Annotated in this window: 15 protein-coding genes; 14 read left to right on the forward strand and 1 reads right to left on the reverse strand. The window is 64.4% G+C overall.

Annotated features, from left to right (window positions below; genetic code table 11):
- The first annotated feature begins 97 nt into the window (after positions 1-97).
- From pyrR to SINAC_RS14945, 12 genes are all read left to right on the forward strand, one after another.
- Positions 98-643, forward strand: a complete 546-nt coding sequence (gene pyrR, locus SINAC_RS14890) for a bifunctional pyr operon transcriptional regulator/uracil phosphoribosyltransferase PyrR (RefSeq protein WP_015246468.1) — start codon at positions 98-100, stop codon at positions 641-643.
- Positions 644-689: 46 nt separating this feature from the next.
- Positions 690-1,685: an aspartate carbamoyltransferase catalytic subunit gene (locus tag SINAC_RS14895; RefSeq protein WP_015246469.1), complete on the forward strand. Its 996-nt coding sequence runs from the start codon at positions 690-692 to the stop codon at positions 1,683-1,685.
- A gap of 1 nt (position 1,686) precedes the next feature.
- Positions 1,687-3,000, forward strand: coding sequence for a dihydroorotase (locus SINAC_RS14900; protein WP_020466123.1), 1,314 nt, complete (start codon positions 1,687-1,689; stop codon positions 2,998-3,000).
- A 261-nt stretch (positions 3,001-3,261) separates the two neighbouring features.
- Complete coding sequence (locus tag SINAC_RS14905) at positions 3,262-3,879, forward strand: NYN domain-containing protein (RefSeq protein ID WP_015246471.1); 618 nt, start codon at positions 3,262-3,264, stop codon at positions 3,877-3,879.
- A 183-nt stretch (positions 3,880-4,062) separates the two neighbouring features.
- A complete protein-coding gene (gene sucC / locus SINAC_RS14910) occupies positions 4,063-5,313 on the forward strand; it encodes an ADP-forming succinate--CoA ligase subunit beta (protein ID WP_015246472.1) in 1,251 nt (416 codons plus the stop codon).
- Positions 5,314-5,408: 95 nt separating this feature from the next.
- Positions 5,409-6,290 carry a succinate--CoA ligase subunit alpha gene (gene sucD, locus SINAC_RS14915; protein WP_015246473.1) on the forward strand — a complete coding sequence of 294 codons (882 nt, stop codon included), beginning with the start codon at positions 5,409-5,411 and terminating at the stop codon, positions 6,288-6,290.
- A 145-nt stretch (positions 6,291-6,435) separates the two neighbouring features.
- On the forward strand, positions 6,436-7,047 hold the full coding sequence (locus tag SINAC_RS14920) for an NUDIX domain-containing protein (protein WP_015246474.1): 612 nt from the start codon (positions 6,436-6,438) through the stop codon (positions 7,045-7,047).
- A 99-nt stretch (positions 7,048-7,146) separates the two neighbouring features.
- Positions 7,147-7,335: a hypothetical protein gene (locus SINAC_RS14925; RefSeq protein WP_026011985.1), complete on the forward strand. Its 189-nt coding sequence runs from the start codon at positions 7,147-7,149 to the stop codon at positions 7,333-7,335.
- Between the two features lie 261 nt (positions 7,336-7,596).
- Entirely contained in the window at positions 7,597-8,538 is a 942-nt protein-coding gene (locus SINAC_RS14930; RefSeq protein WP_015246475.1) for an NmrA family NAD(P)-binding protein, read from the forward strand.
- Positions 8,539-9,292: 754 nt separating this feature from the next.
- On the forward strand, positions 9,293-10,258 hold the full coding sequence (locus SINAC_RS14935) for an NAD(P)/FAD-dependent oxidoreductase (protein WP_015246476.1): 966 nt from the start codon (positions 9,293-9,295) through the stop codon (positions 10,256-10,258).
- Between the two features lie 145 nt (positions 10,259-10,403).
- Positions 10,404-11,141, forward strand: a complete 738-nt coding sequence (locus SINAC_RS14940) for a class I SAM-dependent methyltransferase (RefSeq protein WP_020466121.1) — start codon at positions 10,404-10,406, stop codon at positions 11,139-11,141.
- Positions 11,142-11,226: 85 nt separating this feature from the next.
- Entirely contained in the window at positions 11,227-12,342 is a 1,116-nt protein-coding gene (locus SINAC_RS14945) for an IS630 family transposase (RefSeq protein ID WP_015246478.1), read from the forward strand.
- Positions 12,343-12,593: 251 nt separating this feature from the next.
- Here the strand turns inward: SINAC_RS14945 and SINAC_RS14950 are convergent, their stop codons facing one another.
- A complete protein-coding gene (locus tag SINAC_RS14950; protein ID WP_015246479.1) occupies positions 12,594-13,655 on the reverse strand; it encodes a peptidoglycan recognition protein family protein in 1,062 nt (353 codons plus the stop codon).
- A 467-nt stretch (positions 13,656-14,122) separates the two neighbouring features.
- On the opposite strand from SINAC_RS14950, the gene leuS reads away from it, so the two are divergent.
- Together leuS and SINAC_RS14960 are read left to right on the forward strand one after the other, a co-directional pair.
- Entirely contained in the window at positions 14,123-16,951 is a 2,829-nt protein-coding gene (gene leuS, locus SINAC_RS14955) for a leucine--tRNA ligase (RefSeq protein ID WP_015246480.1), read from the forward strand.
- A gap of 318 nt (positions 16,952-17,269) precedes the next feature.
- The gene (locus tag SINAC_RS14960; protein WP_015246481.1) at positions 17,270-20,131 is read left to right on the forward strand and encodes an Hsp70 family protein; all 2,862 of its coding nucleotides are present in this window, start codon (positions 17,270-17,272) and stop codon (positions 20,129-20,131) included.
- Positions 20,132-20,319: the final 188 nt, after the last annotated feature.

Below are 20,319 nucleotides of genomic sequence, written 5' to 3' on the forward strand. Positions count from 1 at the left end.
GCCGTTTCGCCGGGAGGCCCGTCAGCTTGCAAGGCCCTGGGTGGATTGCTACGATCCGGGGCGGGCTTGGACGTTGAACGCACTCGAGAGGCCGCCGATGACCGAGCGAGAATCTCGTCTCCGCGACGCCCAGGGGTTGGCGGAAATCCTGACCGAGATGGCGGGGCGGATCGCCAAGGATCGGTGTGCCGGAGCGCCGTTGCGTCTGGTCGGAATTCGTACGCGGGGTGTCACGATCGCAGAACGGCTCGCGTTACTTCTTGCTCCGCTCGTGGGTCAAGAGGTGCCGGTCGGTGCGGTCGACATCACGCTCTATCGCGACGACCTGGGACAGGGAGAGCGCTGGCCGGTGCTCCGAGGCACCGAGATCGGCTTCGACGTGGAAGGGGCCGAGATCGTACTCGTCGACGACGTCCTCTTCACCGGCCGGACGGTCCGCGCCGCGATCAACGCGGTCTGCGACCTGGGTCGGCCCGCTTGCGTCCGTCTGGCGGTGCTGGTCGATCGTGGCCATCGGGAAATCCCAATCCAGCCCGATGTCGCCGGACTGACGGTCACGACCGATCGGAGCGAGCGCGTCCGGGTCCGCGCCCGACCGATCGACCCGGTCGACGAAATCGTTCGGATCGCCTTCCCAAACTGACTATCCATGCCGAACCCCCGCAGGGGAGATCGACCAGATCAGATCTATGGAACCGCACGCCTCGTCGACAACGCCGACGGCCTGGACCCGCAAGCACCTGCTCGGGCTTGAAGACCTCACGCGCGAAGAGATCGTGGCGATCCTCGACACGGCCGACTCGTTCGCGGAGATCTCGCAACGAAGCCGTAAGAAGGTCCCAGCGCTCCAAGGGCGCATCGTCTTCAACCTCTTCTTCGAGAACTCGACCCGCACGCGGACCAGCTTTAGCCTCGCCGCCAAGCGGCTCTCGGCCGACACCCAAGACTTCACCGCCAGCTCGTCGAGCCTCTCCAAGGGGGAGACGTTCATCGACACGGCCCGAAATATCGAGGCGATGGGGGCCGACCTCATGGTCGTCCGCCACTCCACCCCAGGTGCCCCTCACCTGCTGGCCCAGCACGTCAACTGCTCGATCATCAACGCAGGGGACGGCGCCCACGAGCATCCGACCCAAGGGCTGCTCGACCTGATGACCATCCGCCGCGCCAAAGGAAAAATCGAAGGGCTCACCGTCGCCCTGGTGGGGGACATCAGCCACTCCCGAGTCGCCCGGTCAAACATCTGGGGCCTCACCAAGCTGGGTGCGCGGGTGATCCTTTGCGGCCCGCCCACCTTGGTGCCCAAGAGCCTCGAACGGCTCGGCTGCGAGGTCGCCTACCACCTCGACGAGGTCTTACCCCACTGCGACGTGGTCAACGTGCTCCGAATCCAGTTCGAGCGGCAAGCCAAAGCGTTGTTTCCCACGGTCTCGGAGTATTCGCAGCTCTACGGGATGACGCAACAGCGGGTCCTCAAGGGAAAAGAGAACCTACTCGTCCTGGCCCCCGGCCCGATCAACCGCGGCGTCGAGTTGACGCCCGAAGTGGCCGACGGTCCGAATTCGGCCATTCTCGATCAGGTCACCAACGGGCTGGCGGTCCGCATGGCCGTGCTCTATCTCCTCAGCGGGAAGATGGAATCCAAAGGCGCCGGTGGTGACTCTTCAGCGGAAAGGGATACCTGACTTGGTCACGATCCACATCACGGGCGGACGGATCATCGACCCCAGCCAGGAGATCGACCAGATCGGCGACCTCTGGATCAGCCGGGGGCACATTCTGCCGGCCGGCGGCGCGTCGGACGACGCCGAAGTGGTCATCGACGCCACCGGCCTGATCGTCTGCCCGGGCCTGATCGACGCCCACGTCCACCTGCGCGAACCGGGGAACGAAGAGGACGAGACGATCGCCACCGGAGCGGCCTCGGCCTTGGCCGGCGGAATGACTTCGGTCGCCTGCATGCCCAACACGATCCCGGCACTCGACAACCAGGCGGCCGCCGAGTTCGTCATCCTCCAGGCCCAGCGCGCCCGCAAGGTAAACGTCTATCCGGTCGGGGCCGTCAGCAAGGGCCGCAAAGGGGAGGAATTGGCCGAGCTCGGCCAGTTGGTGGCCGGCGGCGCGGTCGGGTTCACCGACGACGGCGCACCGGTGGCCTCGGCCTCCTTGATGCGGCGGGCGCTCCAGTACGCCAAGATGTTCGACCGCGTCATCATGCAGCATTGCCAGGTGCCCGAGCTCACCGTCGGCGGCGTGATGAACGAAGGCTTCGAGTCAACGCGGCTCGGCCTGGGAGGAATGCCCGCCGCCGCTGAAGACATCATGGTCGCGCGAGACATTCGCCTGGCCGAGATCACCGGTGGCAGGCTCCACATTCAGCATATCTCCACAGCCCGATCGGTCGAGCTTGTCCGCGAAGGCAAGCGGCGAGGGGTTCGGGTCACCGCCGAGGCCTGCCCGCACCACTTCACCTTGACCGACGAACGGCTCCGCACGTTTGACTCGAATTTCAAGATGAACCCGCCCCTGCGGACCTGGAGCGACGTCGAGGCCGTGATCGGCGGCCTCAAGGATGGAACGATCGAGATCCTCGCCACCGACCACGCTCCGCACGCCCCCGAGAAGAAGATGCGCGAGCTCGACCAGGCTCCCTTCGGCATCGTCGGGCTCGAAACCCTGGTGCCGATCTCCATCCTCGGCCTGATCGAGCCGGGGCACCTGACCTGGCCCGAGATGATCCGCAAGCTCACGGTCAACCCCGCCCAACTCCTGGGAATTCCCAAGGGGACCCTCCAGCCAGGCGCCGACGCCGACGTCACCCTGATCGACCCTGAAGTCCGCTGGACGATCGACCCCTCGAAGTTCCTCTCCAAGAGCCGTAACACCCCCTACGGCGGCTGGGAAGTCCGCGGCCGTGCCCACACCGTGATCGTCGGCGGCGAAGTCCGCTACACGTTGGGCGGGATTGTGCAGCAAGGCTCGAAGGACAACTCCCAATAAAATCAGAGCGTGTGAAAATAAGCCTCTTCTTTGGTGACGAGGCTTCGCTCCCACGGCCTGAGACCGGCACACCTCGTTCAAACGGGGTTGGAACATTTGCTGAAGGCGGGCGGGGAGCTGGCGCTCCCCGCTCGCCTTTCGTGGCTGGTATGTCGCCTGAAAATCGATCAAAAACGTCGCAAAGTCGAATCTGAGCACCCTTTGTGCTAGACTAGATTTGGTCTCATCGCCTCTTCGCAACTGCCCCGCTCCGAGTTTGGGATGCGCCTCTTGATCGACGGCTATAACGTGATGTTCGCTCAGGGCCTCGTGGGGAAGCGGGTTGGCCCCGATCACTTCCGCAAGGCGAGGACCCAGTTTCTCAACAAGCTCTCCGACGCTCTCGGTCCGCTGGAATCGCACCTGACCACGGTTGTCTTCGACGCCGCCACCCCTCCGCACGACCTCCCCCCCCAATCACGCCACAAGGGAATGACGATCCTCTACGCGGTCAACGACGAGGATGCCGACGCACGGATTGAGAAGCTGATCGCCGCGCATTCCGCTCCGAAGACCCTGACCGTCGTCTCCTCCGATAACCGGATCCGGCAGGCCGCCACAAGGCGTAAGGCCCGAGTCCTGACGGCCGACCTGTTCCTTGTCGATATCGAAACCCGGAAGCGAAGCCCTCGCGAAGCCCCCGCCCCGCCCAAGCCGGAGAAGGGACGCGGACGCGAGCTTTCCTCCAGTGAATCGGCGTACTGGCTCAACGAATTCCGCGACATTGAGGAAATGCCGGAGACACGGGCCATGATGGGCAATGAAATGGGCCTCCCGACCGACGCTGAGATTGCCGAGATCGAACGCGAAGTCGAGCGTGAGTTCCGCGAAGGCAAGTGAAACCGCCGCGTGAAACAAGAGGGCGGGGCAAGCGATCCGGTGGCTGAAACTCCTTGGCGGAATGACCTTATTCGCCAGCTTGGGTCTGGAACCCGGACGAAGCCCTATGGTAAAACCGCCTCGGGGATAGACGGCGCGAGCCGATCGATCCGCGGCGAATGGTCCACGAAGGGTTCGGCGAATATGAAAGTTCACGAGTATCAGGCGAAAGACCTTCTGCGAGCCGCAGGGGTCGCGGTCCCTGACGGGATTGTCATCACCTCCGCCGAGGAGGCCGGCGCCGCGTTCGATCAGTTGAAGGGGGGCCTGATCGTCGTCAAAGCCCAGGTCCACGCCGGTGGACGAGGCAAAGGGGTCGCCATCGGCCCGGACGACGACCGCGCCAAGGCCCTCGAGATCGCCAGCGGGCAGGCGCCTCGCCCCGACGGCATGGCCAAGGGGGTGCAGCTCGTCCGCACACGCGAAGAGGCCGTCAAGGCGGCCGCCAGCCTGCTCGGCAAGACGCTCGTCACCTATCAGACGGGCGCAGAGGGGCAGGCCATCTCCAAGGTGCTGATCACAGTCGGCCACGACATCGTCCGCGAGCTCTACCTCGGCCTGGCATTCGACCGCGCCTTGCAGTGCCCCGTGCTGATGGCCTCGACCGAAGGGGGCGTCGAGATCGAGACGATCGCCCACACGCACCCGGAAAAGATTCACCGCGAGCCGATCGACGTCGGACTCGGCCTGGCCGGATTCCAGGCCCGCAAGGTTTGCCAGGTGCTCGGCCTGAAGGGAGAGACCGCCAAAAAGGGCGAGGTCTTCCTCAAGAACTTCGTCAAGCTCTTCCTGGACACCGACGCCTCCCTGGCCGAAATCAACCCCTTGATCGTGACCGACAAGGGCGACGTGATGGCGCTCGACTGCAAGTTCAACTTCGATGACAACGCCATGTTCCGGCACCCGGCCATCGCGGCGCTGCTCGATGTGGCGGAGGAAGACCCCGCCGAGCTGCGTGCGGGCAAGAGCGGGCTGAGCTACGTGAGCCTCGATGGCAACATCGCCTGCCTGGTCAACGGGGCGGGGTTGGCCATGAGCACGATGGACCTGATTAAGTACCACGGGGGCGAGCCGGCCAACTTCCTCGACGTCGGTGGCGGAGCGAGCAAGGAGCAAGTCCTTGAAGGGTTCCGGATCCTGCTGGCGTCACCACGGGTCAAGGCCGTCTTGGTGAACATCTTCGGCGGAATCATGAAGTGCGACATCATCGCCTCGGCCTTGCTGGCCGCTTACGGTGAGCTCGACTTCCGGGTCCCGCTGGTCGTCCGCCTCGAAGGCACGAACGTCGAGGCCGGTCGAAAGATGATCGAAGAGAGTGGCCGGAACATCATCACCGCGATGGGCCTGACCGACGCCGCCGAGAAAGTCGTCGCCGCTGCCAAAGGGGCCGCGTAAGTTCCGATCCGTCGCCGGTGGTCGTTGGTCGCTCGGCTCACCGGCCGTCTCCCTTGCCGACGGCGTGGAACCACGCCCTAAAGAGGATTCGACGAATGAGTATCTTGGTCGATAAGAATACGCGGCTGATCTGCCAGGGGATCACCGGCAAGGCGGGCAAGTTCCACTCCGAGCAGTGCCGCGACTACGGCACGACCCTCGTGGGAGGCGTCACCCCCGGCCGAGGGGGCGAGTCGGTCCTGGGCGTCCCCGTCTTCGACACCACGTCCGAAGCGGTCAAAGCCACGGGGGCCAACGCCTCGATGATCTTCGTGCCGCCGCCAGGCGCGGCCGACGCGATCCTCGAAGCGGCCGACGCCGGGATCCCCTTGATCATTGCCATCACCGAGGGTATTCCGGTCCTCGACATGGCCCGCGCAGTGGCCTACCTGAAGGCCCACCATCCGAACACGAGGCTGATCGGCCCCAACTGCCCCGGGGTCATCACACCCGGCCAGTGCAAGATCGGGATCATGCCCGGCTACATCCACAAGCCCGGCAAGGTCGGCGTCGTCAGCCGCTCGGGCACGCTGACTTATGAAGGGGTCTGGCAGCTCACCAACCTCGGGATCGGCCAGAGCACCTGCGTCGGAATCGGTGGCGATCCCATCAACGGGACCGACTTCGTGGCCGCGCTCCGACTCTTCGAGGCCGACCCCAACACCGAGGCCGTCCTGATGATGGGCGAAATCGGCGGCAACGCCGAGGAGCAGGCGGCCGCCCTCAAGAAGTCAGGCGAGTTCACCAAGCCGCTGGCCGCGTTCATCGCCGGCCAGACGGCTCCTCCCGGCAAGCGGATGGGCCACGCTGGGGCGATCATCTCGGGAGGATCCGGCAAGGCGTCCGACAAGATCGACGCCCTGGAAGACGCCGGCATCCGCGTCGCCAAGAGCCCCGCCGACATGGGCGCCGCACTGAAGGCTGCTCTCAAAGGTTGATATCACGATTTTCCCATGAAAATCGTCTGGTGATCGAGAGACAGGGAGCTCACGCTCCCTGTCTTTTTTGGCGAACGAAAGCGAAGACGAAGTGAGCTGGTGGGCCATCCCCACCCACTCACCTTGTCGGGAGTGTTTCCTTATCATGTCCGATCCGGAGCATCACAACCCCTGGACCACGCTGGACAGCCGGCTCGTCTATGAAAACCCTTGGATCGCGGTGCGGGAGGACCAGGTCCTCCAACCCAACGGCGCCCCGGGGATCTACGGGGTCGTCCAGTTCCGAAACCAGGCCGTCGGCGTCCTGCCCGTGGATGAACAGGGCAGGATCTGGCTGGTCGGTCAGTATCGCTACCCGCTCCAGCGGTACTCCTGGGAGATTCCCGAGGGGGGAGGACACTTCGACGAGTCCCCCGAGGACGCCGCGAGGCGCGAGCTCCGGGAGGAGACCGGGCTAACCGCGGGCCGGCTCGAGTTAATCTCCAAGTCGCACCTGTCCAACTCGGTGAGCGACGAGTTAGGGTTTATCTACAGGGCGACCGATCTCGAGGAAGGGATCAGTGAACCCGAGGGATCGGAGCGGCTGCAAGTCCGCCGTGTCGAGTGGCCCGAAGCTTGGGCCATGCTTCAAGACGGCACAATCACCGACTCGATGAGCGTCATTGCCCTGCTGCACGAGGCCGTCCGTCGTGGGGGGATCAACACCAAGACCAATGATCACGCACGTCAGACTGCTCGCCGAGACAAGCCGACCTGACATATGGTCCGTGAGGTCGGGCAGGGAGTGTCCGCTCTCCCTTTTCAAAAAGGGTTTATCGCTTAGAAGGGGAGGGCTTCGAGCAGCCTACGCGGCCACATGAGCACTGGCACGTCAATATCTCTTAACCTCAGCATCTGGGGAACATTCTTCTCCCTCTGTAGCCTCCTCGACGGCAACAGCCGATTCCTCATCCACGGGGAGATCCGCAAGGGCATAACCGAGCGGGGCGTCGAGACGATCGTGCAACGGGTCCCAGTGAACACGACGGCGGCCCCGGGGCCGTGAATTGCCTGAGGGTCACAGCCCGGAGTACACTGGAAGGATCTGGGCATAGGAGCGGGCAACGCAGGGACGCGACCCGAGCGCCGGCCCTCGGAATCCCGGGGTTGGACGGAAAGCGATAAATCCATTTACAGTTCCTTGCGTCATGCGGCTAGCTTGGCGAGCACGGTCGTTCTTCCCATTCACGCTGAACCAGCCCAGGGCCGGATCAGTCCGGCTTGCTACAGCATCGCGCGATGACGCTTTGAAAGTGGACTCGCAACCATGTCGATCGACGCACCGATTCTCGTCACCGGCGCCGCAGGGCGTCTCGGCGGAGTGGGCGGAGAGATCGTCGAGATCCTCCGTAGCCGCGACCTGCCCGTCCGGGCTCTCGTGCGGACTGACGACGACCGAGCCGAGGCACTTCGTGCGACCGGGGCCGAGGTCGTCATCGGCGACCTCACCCGCGCCACGGACGTCGCGCGTGCCCTGGAGGGCTGCCGACGTATGTATTTCGGCATGAGCGTCTCGGCGTCCTACCTCGAGGCGACCGTTACCGCCGCTGCCGCCGCACGCGCCCACAGCGACCTGGAAGTGTTCGTCAACATCTCCCAGCTGACCGTCTCGCAGATGAGCCTCCTGGCGATGACCGACTCACTCCAGCAGCGGATGCATTGGCTGGGCGAGCAGGCCCTGAACTGGTCCGGGCTGCCCGTGGTCCACGTCCGCGCGACGGTCTTCCTCCAGCACTTCTTCTTCTCCCAATGGGCCGCCGAATCGATCGCGAAGGACGGCACGATCCGCCTGCCCTTCGGGGACGCGAGGACGTCCCCGATCGACACGAGGGATGTCGCCGAGGTGATCGCGGCCGTCCTCGAGCATCCGGAGCCCCATGTCGGTAAGGTGATCGAATTGACCGGGCCGAAGTCAGAGGACATGCGGGCCGTGGCGGCAGAATACTCCGAGGCCCTCGGGCGGACGATCACCTACGTCGATGTGCCGATGGCGGAATGGCAAGAGCGTGAGCTTCCCGCTCACGGGCTGCCCGAGCACGTCGCCAGTCACATGAAGACGATGGCCCAGCTCCATGCCGACAACCGGTATGACCGGCTGACCCACGATTTCGAGGCGATCATCGGCAGGCCGGCGACGAGTATCCGGGAGTATGTCGCGAAACACCCCGAGATGTTCGGCTCGAGCAAACCGTCCCCTGTTTTTCCATGAGATGCGAGGCCGCACGCCACCGGTCCGCCTGATCTGCCGGGCAACCGGCTTGCCCCGTACGAGCCCCCACAAGGCCACCCCAGCCCCCGATGAGGGGCGGCTTCGGCGTGCGCTCGGGCGACGGGCCGCCCGATGACCGACCTACGGCTACCGCCAGCAAACGACCATGCTCCGGCGCGAGGACAGATCTCCGTCAACGGCAAGTGTGTCCGACGCCTAATAGCCGAGATGGGCCTTCAGGGTATGGGCCCCTTATATTCCTTACCCCCTGGCCAGGGCGTACGCATCTCGCATTCGTGACGTAGCCAAGTATTCAGTATCACCGGCGGGTCCAAGGGAGATTCACTCCCTCGAAGCACCTTCAGCGGGTGCTTTGTACCTGATCCGTGCGTGGGCGGCCGAGAACCGCCTGCTCCTCGGCGAGGAGACGGTGGCCGACGGGTTGCACGAGATCACCGGCCGTCCCGAATCCGCAACTTCCTGCAATCGGGCCGCAGGAACTCGGAATACACGCCAGACGGACCTCCCTATGATCTCACCGTCCTGGTTTCGGTGGGCAGAAGAGCTCGGCCGTCGATCGCGTGCGATCCAACGGCGTGGCGGCGACGGTGAACGACCGGGGAGGGTGAGTATGACCGGGGGGAAGATAGGTGCAGACGGCGGTGCGATAACCCGTCGGCAAGCCCTCGCAACGGCGGCCTCGGCCGGCGTGCTGCTCGGGGGCGTGCCGTCGAATGCAAGAGAGGAGGGGCCGATGACAGCGTCGAATCGGCTCTACGATCGATACGATGTGGTGGTGGTCGGCGGCGGACCAGCCGGGCTGAGTGCCGCCCTGGTGCTCGGGCGGGCGTGCCTGGAGGTGCTGGTCTGCGACTCGGGTAAGGGCCGCAATGCCCCGGCGGCCGGCGTCCACGGCTTCCTCACGCAGGACGGCACCCCGCCGGCCGAGCTGCGTCGGATCGGCCGGGAGCAACTCCGACCGTATGAGGTCCACTTCCATGAGGGGGCGGTCGTCGATGCTCGGAAAACCGAGGGAGGCTTTGAGGTCACGCTCGACAAGGCCGGGGTCATCGCCTGCCGCAAGCTGATCCTGGCCACTGGGATGGCGGACGTATTGCCGGAGATCCCCGGCTTGCGTGAGCTGTGGGGCACCAGCGTGATCCACTGCCCCTACTGCCACGGCTGGGAGCACCGGGGGCAACCCTGGGCCGCCCTCGTCCCCCCTGAGACGGCGATCGAAACCGCGACGACGTTGCTCGGCTGGAGCAACCAACTGACCCTGCTGACAAACGGCCCGTCCAGGCTCGCCCCCGATGACCGAGCCTGGCTGGAAGAGCATGCCGTCGAGGTGGTCGAGGGCCGAGTCGAGCGGCTGGAGGGGAACGGTGGGCAACTTCAGGCGATCTGGCTCGAAGGCAGCCGGCGGCTGGAGAGGGAAGTCCTCTTCGTGCGGACCCAACTCCGCCAGCCGTCCGACCTGCCTAAGCGACTGGGATGCGAGTTGATCGCCGACGGTCCCAAAGCGGGCATGGTGCGGACCGACCCGTTCGGGGCGACCGGCGTAGAGGGTCTCTACATCGTCGGGGACGCCTCCCACGCCGGGGTGCCAAGTGTAGCCTCGGCGGTAGCCGAGGGCTCGATAGCGGCGACTCTCGCCAGCAAGGCAATCTTTACCGAGGAAACCCAGCGGCCTGCGGGCGGACCAGTTCGCCGGGAGTGACCCTCAAGAGCCGCCAGGCGCGGTATTGCAGGTGAGACAGGCCCGAGGAGCCGACCCGAGCCGCCGTCTGGGCGATGCCGCTGCCACCCAACAGCAGCCTCGCCCGCTCCAACACAAGCCTTGTGAGGCAAAGGATGCCAATTGCATGAATAATTCCATTGTTCTGTCTGTGTTTTTGATTTTAGGAGGCATGATGGGGTGCACAAAGCCCACAGAGAGCGCCGCGCCGGTCGTCGAGAGCAACAAGGTCGCCGAGCAAGGGCTTGAGCAAGAGGAAGCGAACATGCACGGAGAGCACGAACATCACCACAGTGGCTTCGACGATCCCAAAAAGTTCGAAACACGGTGGAACGACCCAGAGCGCGACAACTGGCAGCACCCGGAGGAGATCATCGCGGCTCTTGCCCTAATGCCTGGGGCGACGGTGGCAGACATCGGCGCGGGGACGGGCTACATGGTGGCGCACCTGAGCAAGACGGTGGGGGACATCGGCACGGTGATCGCGATCGACGCTGAGCAGGCGATGATCACGTATCTGGCAAGGCGCAGCGGGGATCTGGGACCAGCCAGGATCGTACCGCGGAAGGTGAGGGCGGAGAGCCCTGATCTAGAGAACGATCGCGTGGATGGCGCGGTGGCCTTGAACATATGGCATCACATTGGCGGGCGAGAAGCTTATGCCAAGAAGGTGTACGCAGGGTTGAGACGTGGGGGAAGATTCGTGGTGGTGGACTCCAAAGTCGACGCGATCTCTGGGCCGCCCCAAAAGATGCGGCTCGAGGAAGGGCAGGTCGTGAAGGAGCTCGAAGCAGGGGGCTTTCGCGCCGAGGTCGCCCACGAGTCGATGCCACAGCACTACATGATCGTCGGCCATAAGGACTAGTGTCCCTGGCACGAAGTAATGCAAGAAATTGGGGTTAGCCGGTACTCTGGATTCCATAACGGGGTTCAGTAACCGGAGTCGCCCTATGCGTGGTCGAAAACCTCGCTCCCTGCGGATTGTTCCACATGACGCTCCGATCTTGCAGGAGATCGCCCGGAGTCGGTCCCTCCCCTGGTACCAGGTCCAGCGGGCAAGAATCGTCCTGGGCGTTGCTGCCGGGGAACCGATCCAACTCTTGGCTGTTCAGACACAGCACGATCCCTCGACCATCTGGAGGGTCTGCCGTCGCTATGAGGGCTCGGGCCTATCCGGCCTCTTGGCCCCGCCGCAACGAACCGGCGGGTCGCCCGGATTTCCCCCCCTCCAGCGGGCTCAGATTGTTCGGCTGGCCTGCCTGGAGCCGATCGCCAAGGGACTGCACATCACGCACTGGACGAGCAAGGACCTGGCCCGCCAAGCGGTCGAAGACGGTATCATCCCGTCCATCAGCGATCGGACGGTCCGTGTGATCCTCAACGAGGTGGATCTCCAACCGCATCGCACACGATACTGGAGGACCGCCCGAGTCGATCCCGAGTTTAAGCGGAGGGCAGAGAAGGTTCTTTGGTGCTATGCGAACGCCGATCGGCTGGCCAGGCGGGGCTATTGGGTGGTCTGCGCTGATGAGAAACCGAACTGCCAGGTCTTGGAGCGGCCCCCGATCCGCCGCTCGATCCCCGGCTCGATCGAGCAGCAGGAGTTCGAGTACACCCGACATGGGACGGTCAACATCCTGGCATTCCTGATCGTCCATAGCGGACGGATGGAGGCGTCGTGCATCGAAACGAAGAACGCCAAAACCTATGTCGACGAGTTGGCCGGTTTCCGTCGGCGGCATCGCCACCTGCGTGGGGTCTACCTGATCCACGACGGCGACCCCAGCCACACGGCTGCGGCGACAGAGGTCTACTTGGACGATTGCCATGGCTGGTGGAAGAGACGGTTTACCCCGGTCCATGCCTCGTGGCTCGACCAAGCCGAGATCTTGCTTAACGCCTTCAGTTATCACTACCTGAAGCGAACCTCGTGGCGGAGCCGGGAAGAATTCATCGAGCATGTGGAACACGCCTGGCCGGAGTACAATCGGCTGTATGCCCACCCATTCGAGTGGACGTGGACTAATCACAAGATGAGGCAGTGGTATGCCAACCACGTGACCTGAATTTCTTGCATTACTTCGTGCCAGGGACACTAGCGACAGCGCATGGATTTCGGATTGACGACGCTTACCCCGTCGTCTTTCTCGACCGGCATGCCTTAAAATAGGGGAAAGAGCGGGCGGGTCGCCCACGGTCTCAGGGGAAGAGAGAGAAGACGGGTCCAAGGTTCAGAGACTTCGCAAATCCAGACGATTCACCAAGACGATCAGGCCAAACGGGATTTCGACGGGCAATTTAAATATAAACGCAAATTTTATCGCTGAGCATAATTGCGGGAACCCATGATCGCCTGGGCAGGGAAGTGCTTTCCGGGGCAGGCCGTGGGGGACGCGGCGAGGGTGGAGTGAGTACCGATGCGGTCGTCGGCGATTTGGTAGCGATCGCCCAGGTAGTCGACCAGGGCCTTGGCTGCCTCGATCTGACGAGGGGTGGGACCCGCGCTGTCGAGATCACCGACGAGGCAGATGCCGATCCCGTATTCATTCACCTCGCTGGTCTTGCCATCACGGCAGTGAACGCCGTGCTTCTGGTTCGACCACCGCTGGGCAACCTCGACCTGACCGTCGGGGCTGCCGGTTCCGTTGCCGATGACGAAGTGGTAGCCACACCCCTCCCACCCGAGCACCTTGCGGTGCTCGCGGTCGATCTCGTTGAGACCGCCCGAGGAGTGGGCGCTGTGGTGCATCACCACGTACTTCCAAGGTCGATCGGCTTTGGGAGGAGTGAAGAGGTCTTCAGGGTCATTGACGAAAGGGCGGAGCCGCTCCCTTAGCGAGGCCTCCCTCGGGCGCCCATAGAGGCTGCGTCGACTGGCCCCCTGCGAGGTACTCGGCAGCGGCCGCGACGCCCCACGGTTCTGGGGCGTCAGGCTCGAGTTGGGGCCGGGGCTTGCCGTGGGCGGGGTCTCAGTGGCCCCGTTCAGTTCCAGGGTCGGCTCGTCGGGCACGGCGTTGGGCCGGGGGGGGGAAATTCCCGCGGGCGTGACCGGTTCATCGATCCGGGGGGACACGGGTGCGTTGAGCGACGGTGTCACCGACTCGATCGCCGAGGATCCCGGCGCGGGCAAAATCGTCGGTGCCGTCTCAATCGTGGTCTGGCTCGACCCAATCGAGGACCCGCCGCAATTCCCGGTCGGGCAGTTGTTGGGGATCAGCACGGGCCGAGAAACCCGGTATCGAGGCGACATAAAGACCGGACGCATCGTGGTACGGCGTTGGCTGCAGCCCATTGACGTCGACATCAGCATGGCGGCAGCCAGGAGTATCATCCCGCGACGCGGGCGCAGAACGAACGAGGCCGGCGGATGCAGGACCATTTCAAATCTCCCTACCAGGGTTCGGGAATCCTCTTGGTGAAGCTTTCTGTCAGGCCTCACTCCAAGAGAAGCAAGCGGGATGCCGAACGGTCGCGGAACCCTCTCGAGGTGGCTTCTCCCGGATCCCTGCTTTCGACTCAAGTCTACACTCCGATTAGCCGAGTGCGCCGCGAACTCGAAATTTTTCTCTTCTTTTCTTCAAGTCCGCAGACCCGCCGGCCGAGAGCCCGGTTGTAAAAACCTCCTTCCACGGTTTGTAGGACTGAGCGGCCCCACGATCGCCTCGACAAGATCGGCAAAATCTGCCCAGTCGACACATTTCTTCACCCATGCGCCCGCGCTGGCCAGGACGGCGTAATCGCGTTATCCTGAAGGGCGTGAGGAATAGGCCCCCGAACCTGCGGAGGGCTTCTTTTTTTGCCAGGCTCACGTGCTGCGCTTAGCTAAAGGTGGGGAGAGCGTCGGTCATGCCCGCATATCACGTCCAGCGGATCGAGAAGAAGTGGCAAGCCTACTGGGAGCGGAACAAGACGTTCCGGACCCCAGACGTCGCGCCGGGCAAACCCAAGCTCTACGTCCTCGACATGTTCCCCTATCCCAGCGGCGCGGGGCTCCACGTCGGCCATCCCGAGGGATATACCGCAACCGACATCGTTTGCCGGTACAAACGCATGCGCGGGTTCAACGTGCTCCATCCGATGGGATGGGATGCCTTCGGACTCCCCGCCGAGCAGTACGCCATCAAGACCGGCACCCATCCCCGAATCACCACCCAGAACAACATCGATAACTTCCGGCGGCAGATCAAGTCGCTCGGCTTCTCCTACGACTGGGACCGCGAGATCGACACAACCGATCCGCATTATTACAAGTGGACCCAGTGGATCTTCCTGCAACTCTTCGATACCTGGTACGACCCGGACTTCGCCTGGACCGACCCCGACGGCCGCCCTCGCAAAGGGAAGGGACGGCCGATCGCCGAGTTGCCGATCCCGGCAGGAACAGCCAACCCTGACGCTTATCGCGACTCGAAGCGTCTTGCCTATCGTGCCGAGGTCCCCGTCAACTGGTGTCCCGAGTTGGGGACGGTGCTGGCGAACGAGGAGGTCATCGACGGCAAAAGCGAGCGGGGAAACCACCCGGTCGTCCGAATGCCCCTCAAGCAGTGGATGCTTCGGATCACGGCCTACGCCGACCGGCTGGCCGAGGAGATCGAGTTCGTCGACTGGCCCCGGGCCATCAAGGAAATGCAGCGCAACTGGATCGGCCGAAGCGAAGGAGCCGAGGTCGATTTCTTCGTCGGCCAGGACGTGAGCCAATGGCGTGAAGGACGTCGCGCCAGCGGATGGCCCGAGTCGCCCGGCAACGACGCCATCCGCGTCTTCACAACCCGCCCCGACACGCTCTTCGGCGCGACCTACATGGTGCTCGCCCCCGAACACCCGCTGGTCGATCGCCTCACAACACCCGACCGCCGCGAAGCCGTCGAGTCGTACCGACGCGCCACCAGCGGCAAGAGCGACCTCGACCGGACCGACCTGGCCAAGACCAAGTCCGGGGTTTTCATCGGCGCCTCGGCCGTCAACCCGGTCACCGGGCGATCGATCCCGATCTGGATTGCCGACTACGTTCTGATGGGCTATGGCACCGGCGCCATCATGGCGGTGCCGGGCCACGACATCCGCGACTTCGAGTTCGCCCAGAAGTTCGCGCTTCCCATCCTCCGTGTGGTCGCTCGATCGGCCGACCTCGCCGGAGCAGCCCTCGAAACGGCCGAGGCGGAGTACGGAGTCGCCGTCAACTCCCACGGTGGCGTCGACGGGGTCTCGATCGACGGACTGCCGACCGACCAGGCCAAGGCCTCCATCACCACCTGGCTCGAACAGCACGGACTGGGACATAAAACGGTCAATTACAAGTTGCGCGACTGGTTGTTCAGCCGTCAGCGCTATTGGGGCGAGCCGTTCCCGATCCTGCTCGGTGAAGGGGAGACCTTGAAAGCCGTCCCCGAGGCCGAGCTTCCCGTGCTCCTGCCCGAACTCGCCGACTTCCGTCCCTCGGGCAAGCCGGAGCCCCCCTTGGGCAAGGCAACCGATTGGATCCAGTACTCCAGCACCTACCAGCGCGAGACCAACACGATGCCCCAGTGGGCCGGCTCGTGCTGGTACTTCTTGCGCTATCTCGATCCGACCAACGATAAGCGCCCCTGGAACCCCGAGCTCGAGAAGTACTGGATGCCAGTCGACCTCTACGTCGGCGGCGCCGAGCACGCGGTTCTCCACCTGCTCTACAGCCGCTTCTGGCACAAGCTCCTCTTCGACCGGGGGCACGTCAGCACCCCCGAGCCGTTCCAGCGTCTCGTTAACCAGGGCATGATCCTGGGCGAGACCGAATACACGGGGTATCAAAACGAGGCGGATCGATGGGTCTCGGTCGCCAAGGTCAAGGAGACGGAGAACGGCCACGCCGACCTCGAAGGACAGCCGGTCAAGCCGGTGAAGCTCGAGCCTGAGCAGGTGGTCAAGAAAGGGGAAGGGTTCGTCCTCGCCGACGATCCCGAGATCCGGATCGACGCACGGGCCCACAAGATGTCGAAGGCACGGGGCAACGTGATCAATCCCGACGTCGTCGTCGACGAGTATGGCGCGGACAGCCTCCGACTCTACGAGATGTTCATGGGCCCCCTGGAGGCCGTCAAGCCCTGGAACATGAAGGGGGTCGAAGGCGTCTTCCGCTTCCTGAGCCGGGCCTGGCGAATGATCGTCGACGCCGATGCCGAAGCGTTGGGGCTCGACCCGAAGGTCCAGGACGTCCCCCTCACGCCCGACCAGGCCAAGCTCGTGGCGCGAACCGTCGCAGCCGTCTCCGACGACCTCGACGCCATGCGGTTCAACACGGCCATCAGTCGGCTGATGGAGTTCACCAACGCCTTCACCGGCCAGGACGTGCGGCCGAAGTCGGCCATGGAGACATTTACACTCTTGCTCGCGCCGATGGCTCCCCACATCGCCGAGGAACTTTGGGAGCTGCTCGGCCACACCGACACACTCGCCTACCACCCTTGGCCGACCTTCGACCCGGCGCTCCTGAAAGACGACGAGGTCGAGGTCCCGGTGCAGGTCAACGGCAAGGTCCGCGGCCGAGTCGTCGTCCCGGCTGACGCGGGGCGGGACGCGATCGAGGCTGCGGCCCGAGCCGATGAAAAAGTGGCTGCCCTGCTCGAAGGCAAGGCGATCAAGAAGGTCATCGTCGTCCCCGGCAAACTGGTCAATTTCGTCGTCGCCGGCCCTTCGTAATCGAGGTGGGTTGAATTGCCCCTGGCATTTCGCCCAATAAGTTCGCAGCCCCGAAGGGGCATAAGCACCTGGAAACAGGATAAGCTCAAAATCAGATTTTTCGCAGCCCCGAAGGGGCGACCGTTCCTAGCCAGGGGCGCAAGCCCCTGGAAACAAGACAAGTTCAAATCAAGATTTTTGCAGCCCCGAAGGGGCGACCGTCAAACGCATAGGGCTAGCTCTAACGGTCGCTCCTCCGGGACTGCGAAGAACTCAGCAATCGGATCAGTCTTATCACGTGTGTCTTCGCTAAGACGTCCTTTGGGGGATCGGTTGGGAATGGCACGCTCACGCTACATCGTCGGGATCGATCTCGGGACGACCAACTGCGCCGTGGCGTATGTGGATACGAAGGGGCGGGAACGGCCCACGGCCGACATCCGCCTCTTCTCGGTTCCGCAACTGGTAGCGCCTGGCGAGACGGCTCCTCGGCCGATGCTCCCCTCTTTTCTCTATCTGCCGGGCACGCATGACTTGCCCGCCGGCGCGGCCCGACTCCCCTGGAAGGACGATGCCGATCGGATCGTCGGCGAGTTCGCGCGGATCCAGGGGGCCAAGGTGCCCGCTCACCTGGTCGCCAGCGCCAAGAGCTGGCTCTGCCACAGCGGCGTCGATCGCGAGGCTGAGATCCTCCCCTGGGCGAGCCCTCCCGGTGCCCGTAAGGTCTCGCCGGTCGAAGCCTCGGCCGACTTTCTTCGCCATATCCGCGATGCCTGGAACGACCAGTTCGCCCGCGATGACCAGACGCTTCGCCTGGAGCAACAGGAGGTCGTACTGACCGTCCCCGCCTCGTTCGACGAGGCGGCCCGCGAACTGACCGTCGATGCGGCAAAGAAGGCGGGGCTGACGACGATCATTCTGCTGGAAGAGCCACAAGCCGCGTTTTACTGCTGGATCGTCTCCCACCAGGAAGGCTGGCAGCGCGAGGTCCGCGGGGGCGAGCTGATCCTGGTCTGCGACATCGGCGGCGGAACGACCGACTTCAGCCTGATCACCGTCGTCGAGACCCCGACCGGCCCCGGGTTCCGCCGCGTCGCGGTCGGCGACCACCTGATGCTCGGTGGCGACAACATCGACCTCGCCCTGGCCCACCGGGTCGAGAAGAAGCTTGGCGGCGTCAAACTCGACGCCGAGCAGTGGAGCGCGTTGCGGCATGCCTGCCGGACAGCCAAGGAGAAACTGCTCGGCGATTTGCCGGCCGAGCGCTGGCCGGTGACGATCGCCGGGCGTGGATCGAAGATTATTGGTGGCAGCATCCAGTCCGAACTGACCCGCGACGAAACGCTCGAGATCGTGCGCGACGGCTTCTTTCCCCGGATCACGCGCAGCGAAGAACCGGATCGCACGACCAAGCTCGGCCTACAAGAGTTCGGCCTGCCGTTCGTATCCGACCCGGCGATCCCCAAACACCTGAACGCCTTCTTGCGGCGGCATCGGGCCGAGGCGGTCGGGCAGGGGGGGCATGCGCCCGACGATCGGCCGGCACGACCGGACGCCATCCTCTTCAATGGCGGAGCCCTGACCCCCACGGTCGTCCGCGACCGCCTAGTTGAGGTGGTCTCCTCCTGGTTTCCCGACGATCCAGGGGCCCCGTACGCCCCTCGCGTCCTGTCGAACGCGTCGCTCGACCTGGCGGTCGCCTACGGCGCAGCCTACTACGGCGTGGTCCGACGCGGCGGCGGAATTCGGATCGGAGGGGGAACAGCCCGCTCGTTCTACGTGGGCTTCCAGTCCGAAACGGTCGATCGCCCCTGGCTCTGCGTCGTTCCGCGCGACGCCCAGGAAGGGGACGAGATCGCGATCGACAACCGTGACTTCGACCTCCTCATGGGCCAACCTGTCGCCTTCCCGCTGGCGAGCAGTTCGGTCCGCCCCGACGACAAGCCGGGCGACCTGGTCCCCTCCGACCCTGACTCGATCCGCGAACTCCCCCCCCTGCAAAGCTTGATGCGGGTCGGCCGAAAGGCAAAGGCCGAACGCGCTCCGGTGCGGCTGGCCGCCCGGGTCACCGAGGTCGGAACGATCGAGCTCTGGTGTCAGTCGCGAACCGACGACCGCCGCTGGCGATTGCAGATCCAGCTCCGAGGGCCGGCGGGCACACCTGCGCCGTCAGGGTCGGTCACCGGCCGGGAAAACGACCGCGTTGTGATCGAGCAGTCGATCCTCGACACAGCAATCGAGGCGATCCAGGTGGCGTTCGGCCCCGTCACTCCGAGCGAAGAACTGGGGCCGTCCCGGCTGATCAAACGGCTCGAAGAGATTCTCGACTCCCCCCGCGATCAGTGGCCCCCTTCGGCCTTGCGGGCGATGTGGGAGCCCTTGCGCGACCTGGCCGAGGCTCGACTCAAAGGACCAAGGCACGAGTCGCGCTGGTACAATCTGGCCGGGTTCTGCCTCCGGCCGGGGACCGGTTTCCCGCTCGACGAGACTCGGATCAAGGCCGTCTGGCCGGTCTTCCACCAGGGGGTCCGCCACACGAAGGACCTTCAGTGCTGGGCGGAGTGGTGGATTCTCTGGCGTAGAGTGTCGGCCGGGCTGTCGCGAGCCCATCACGACGAGATCTCACGCCGCCTGATCCCCTTCCTGGTGCCAAGCAAAGCCGCCGCGACCAAAAAAGGGGGGCGGCCCCGGCCCGAGGCCCATGAACTCGCCGAGATGTGGCGCTGTGCCGCCAGCCTTGAGCGGCTCGCCCCGGACCTGAAAGTCTCGTACGGCAATGCACTGGTCAAGGAACTCTCGCTGCGCGAGAGCCTGGCGCACCATCTCCTCTGGTGCCTCGGTCGACTGGGAGCTCGGGTCTTGCTCTATGGGCCGGCCAACACCGTCGTCCCCCGCGAAACCGCCGAGCGCTGGACTCGCTCGTTGCTCGAACGTCCGTTCGCTCCCGGCCGCGAGACGACCGACGCCATCTTCGCCCTGGCGCAGCTCGCGCGGGTCTCGGGCGACCGGGCACGCGACCTCGATGACGCCTTGCGGACCGAGGTTCTCCAGCGTCTCGAAGCACTCGGAGCCGACGAGGTCATCCGCCGCCCCGTGCGCGAATACCATGAGCTCGAAGCGGAGCAACAAGGGCAGGCGCTGGGCGATGCGCTCCCCGTCGGCCTCAGGCTGCTTGCGGGTGCCGAAACCGCCGGTTCGTGAGACCGGTGAGCTTGGGCTGAAAGGAGCATGTAATGCCAAAATGGGAAGAAAAAAGAACCGACGAAACTCGCAAGATCGAGGCCCTTTTCCACACCAATTTCCCTAAAACGGATGCTTACCGTTTCAATTCCGCATCCATTCGAGTACGAGTCATCGACGAACGGTTCGAGGGTAAATCGATCGCCGAG

It is taken from the genome of Singulisphaera acidiphila DSM 18658 (genome assembly GCF_000242455.2).
In the GTDB taxonomy this organism is placed as follows: Bacteria; Planctomycetota; Planctomycetia; order Isosphaerales; family Isosphaeraceae; genus Singulisphaera; species Singulisphaera acidiphila.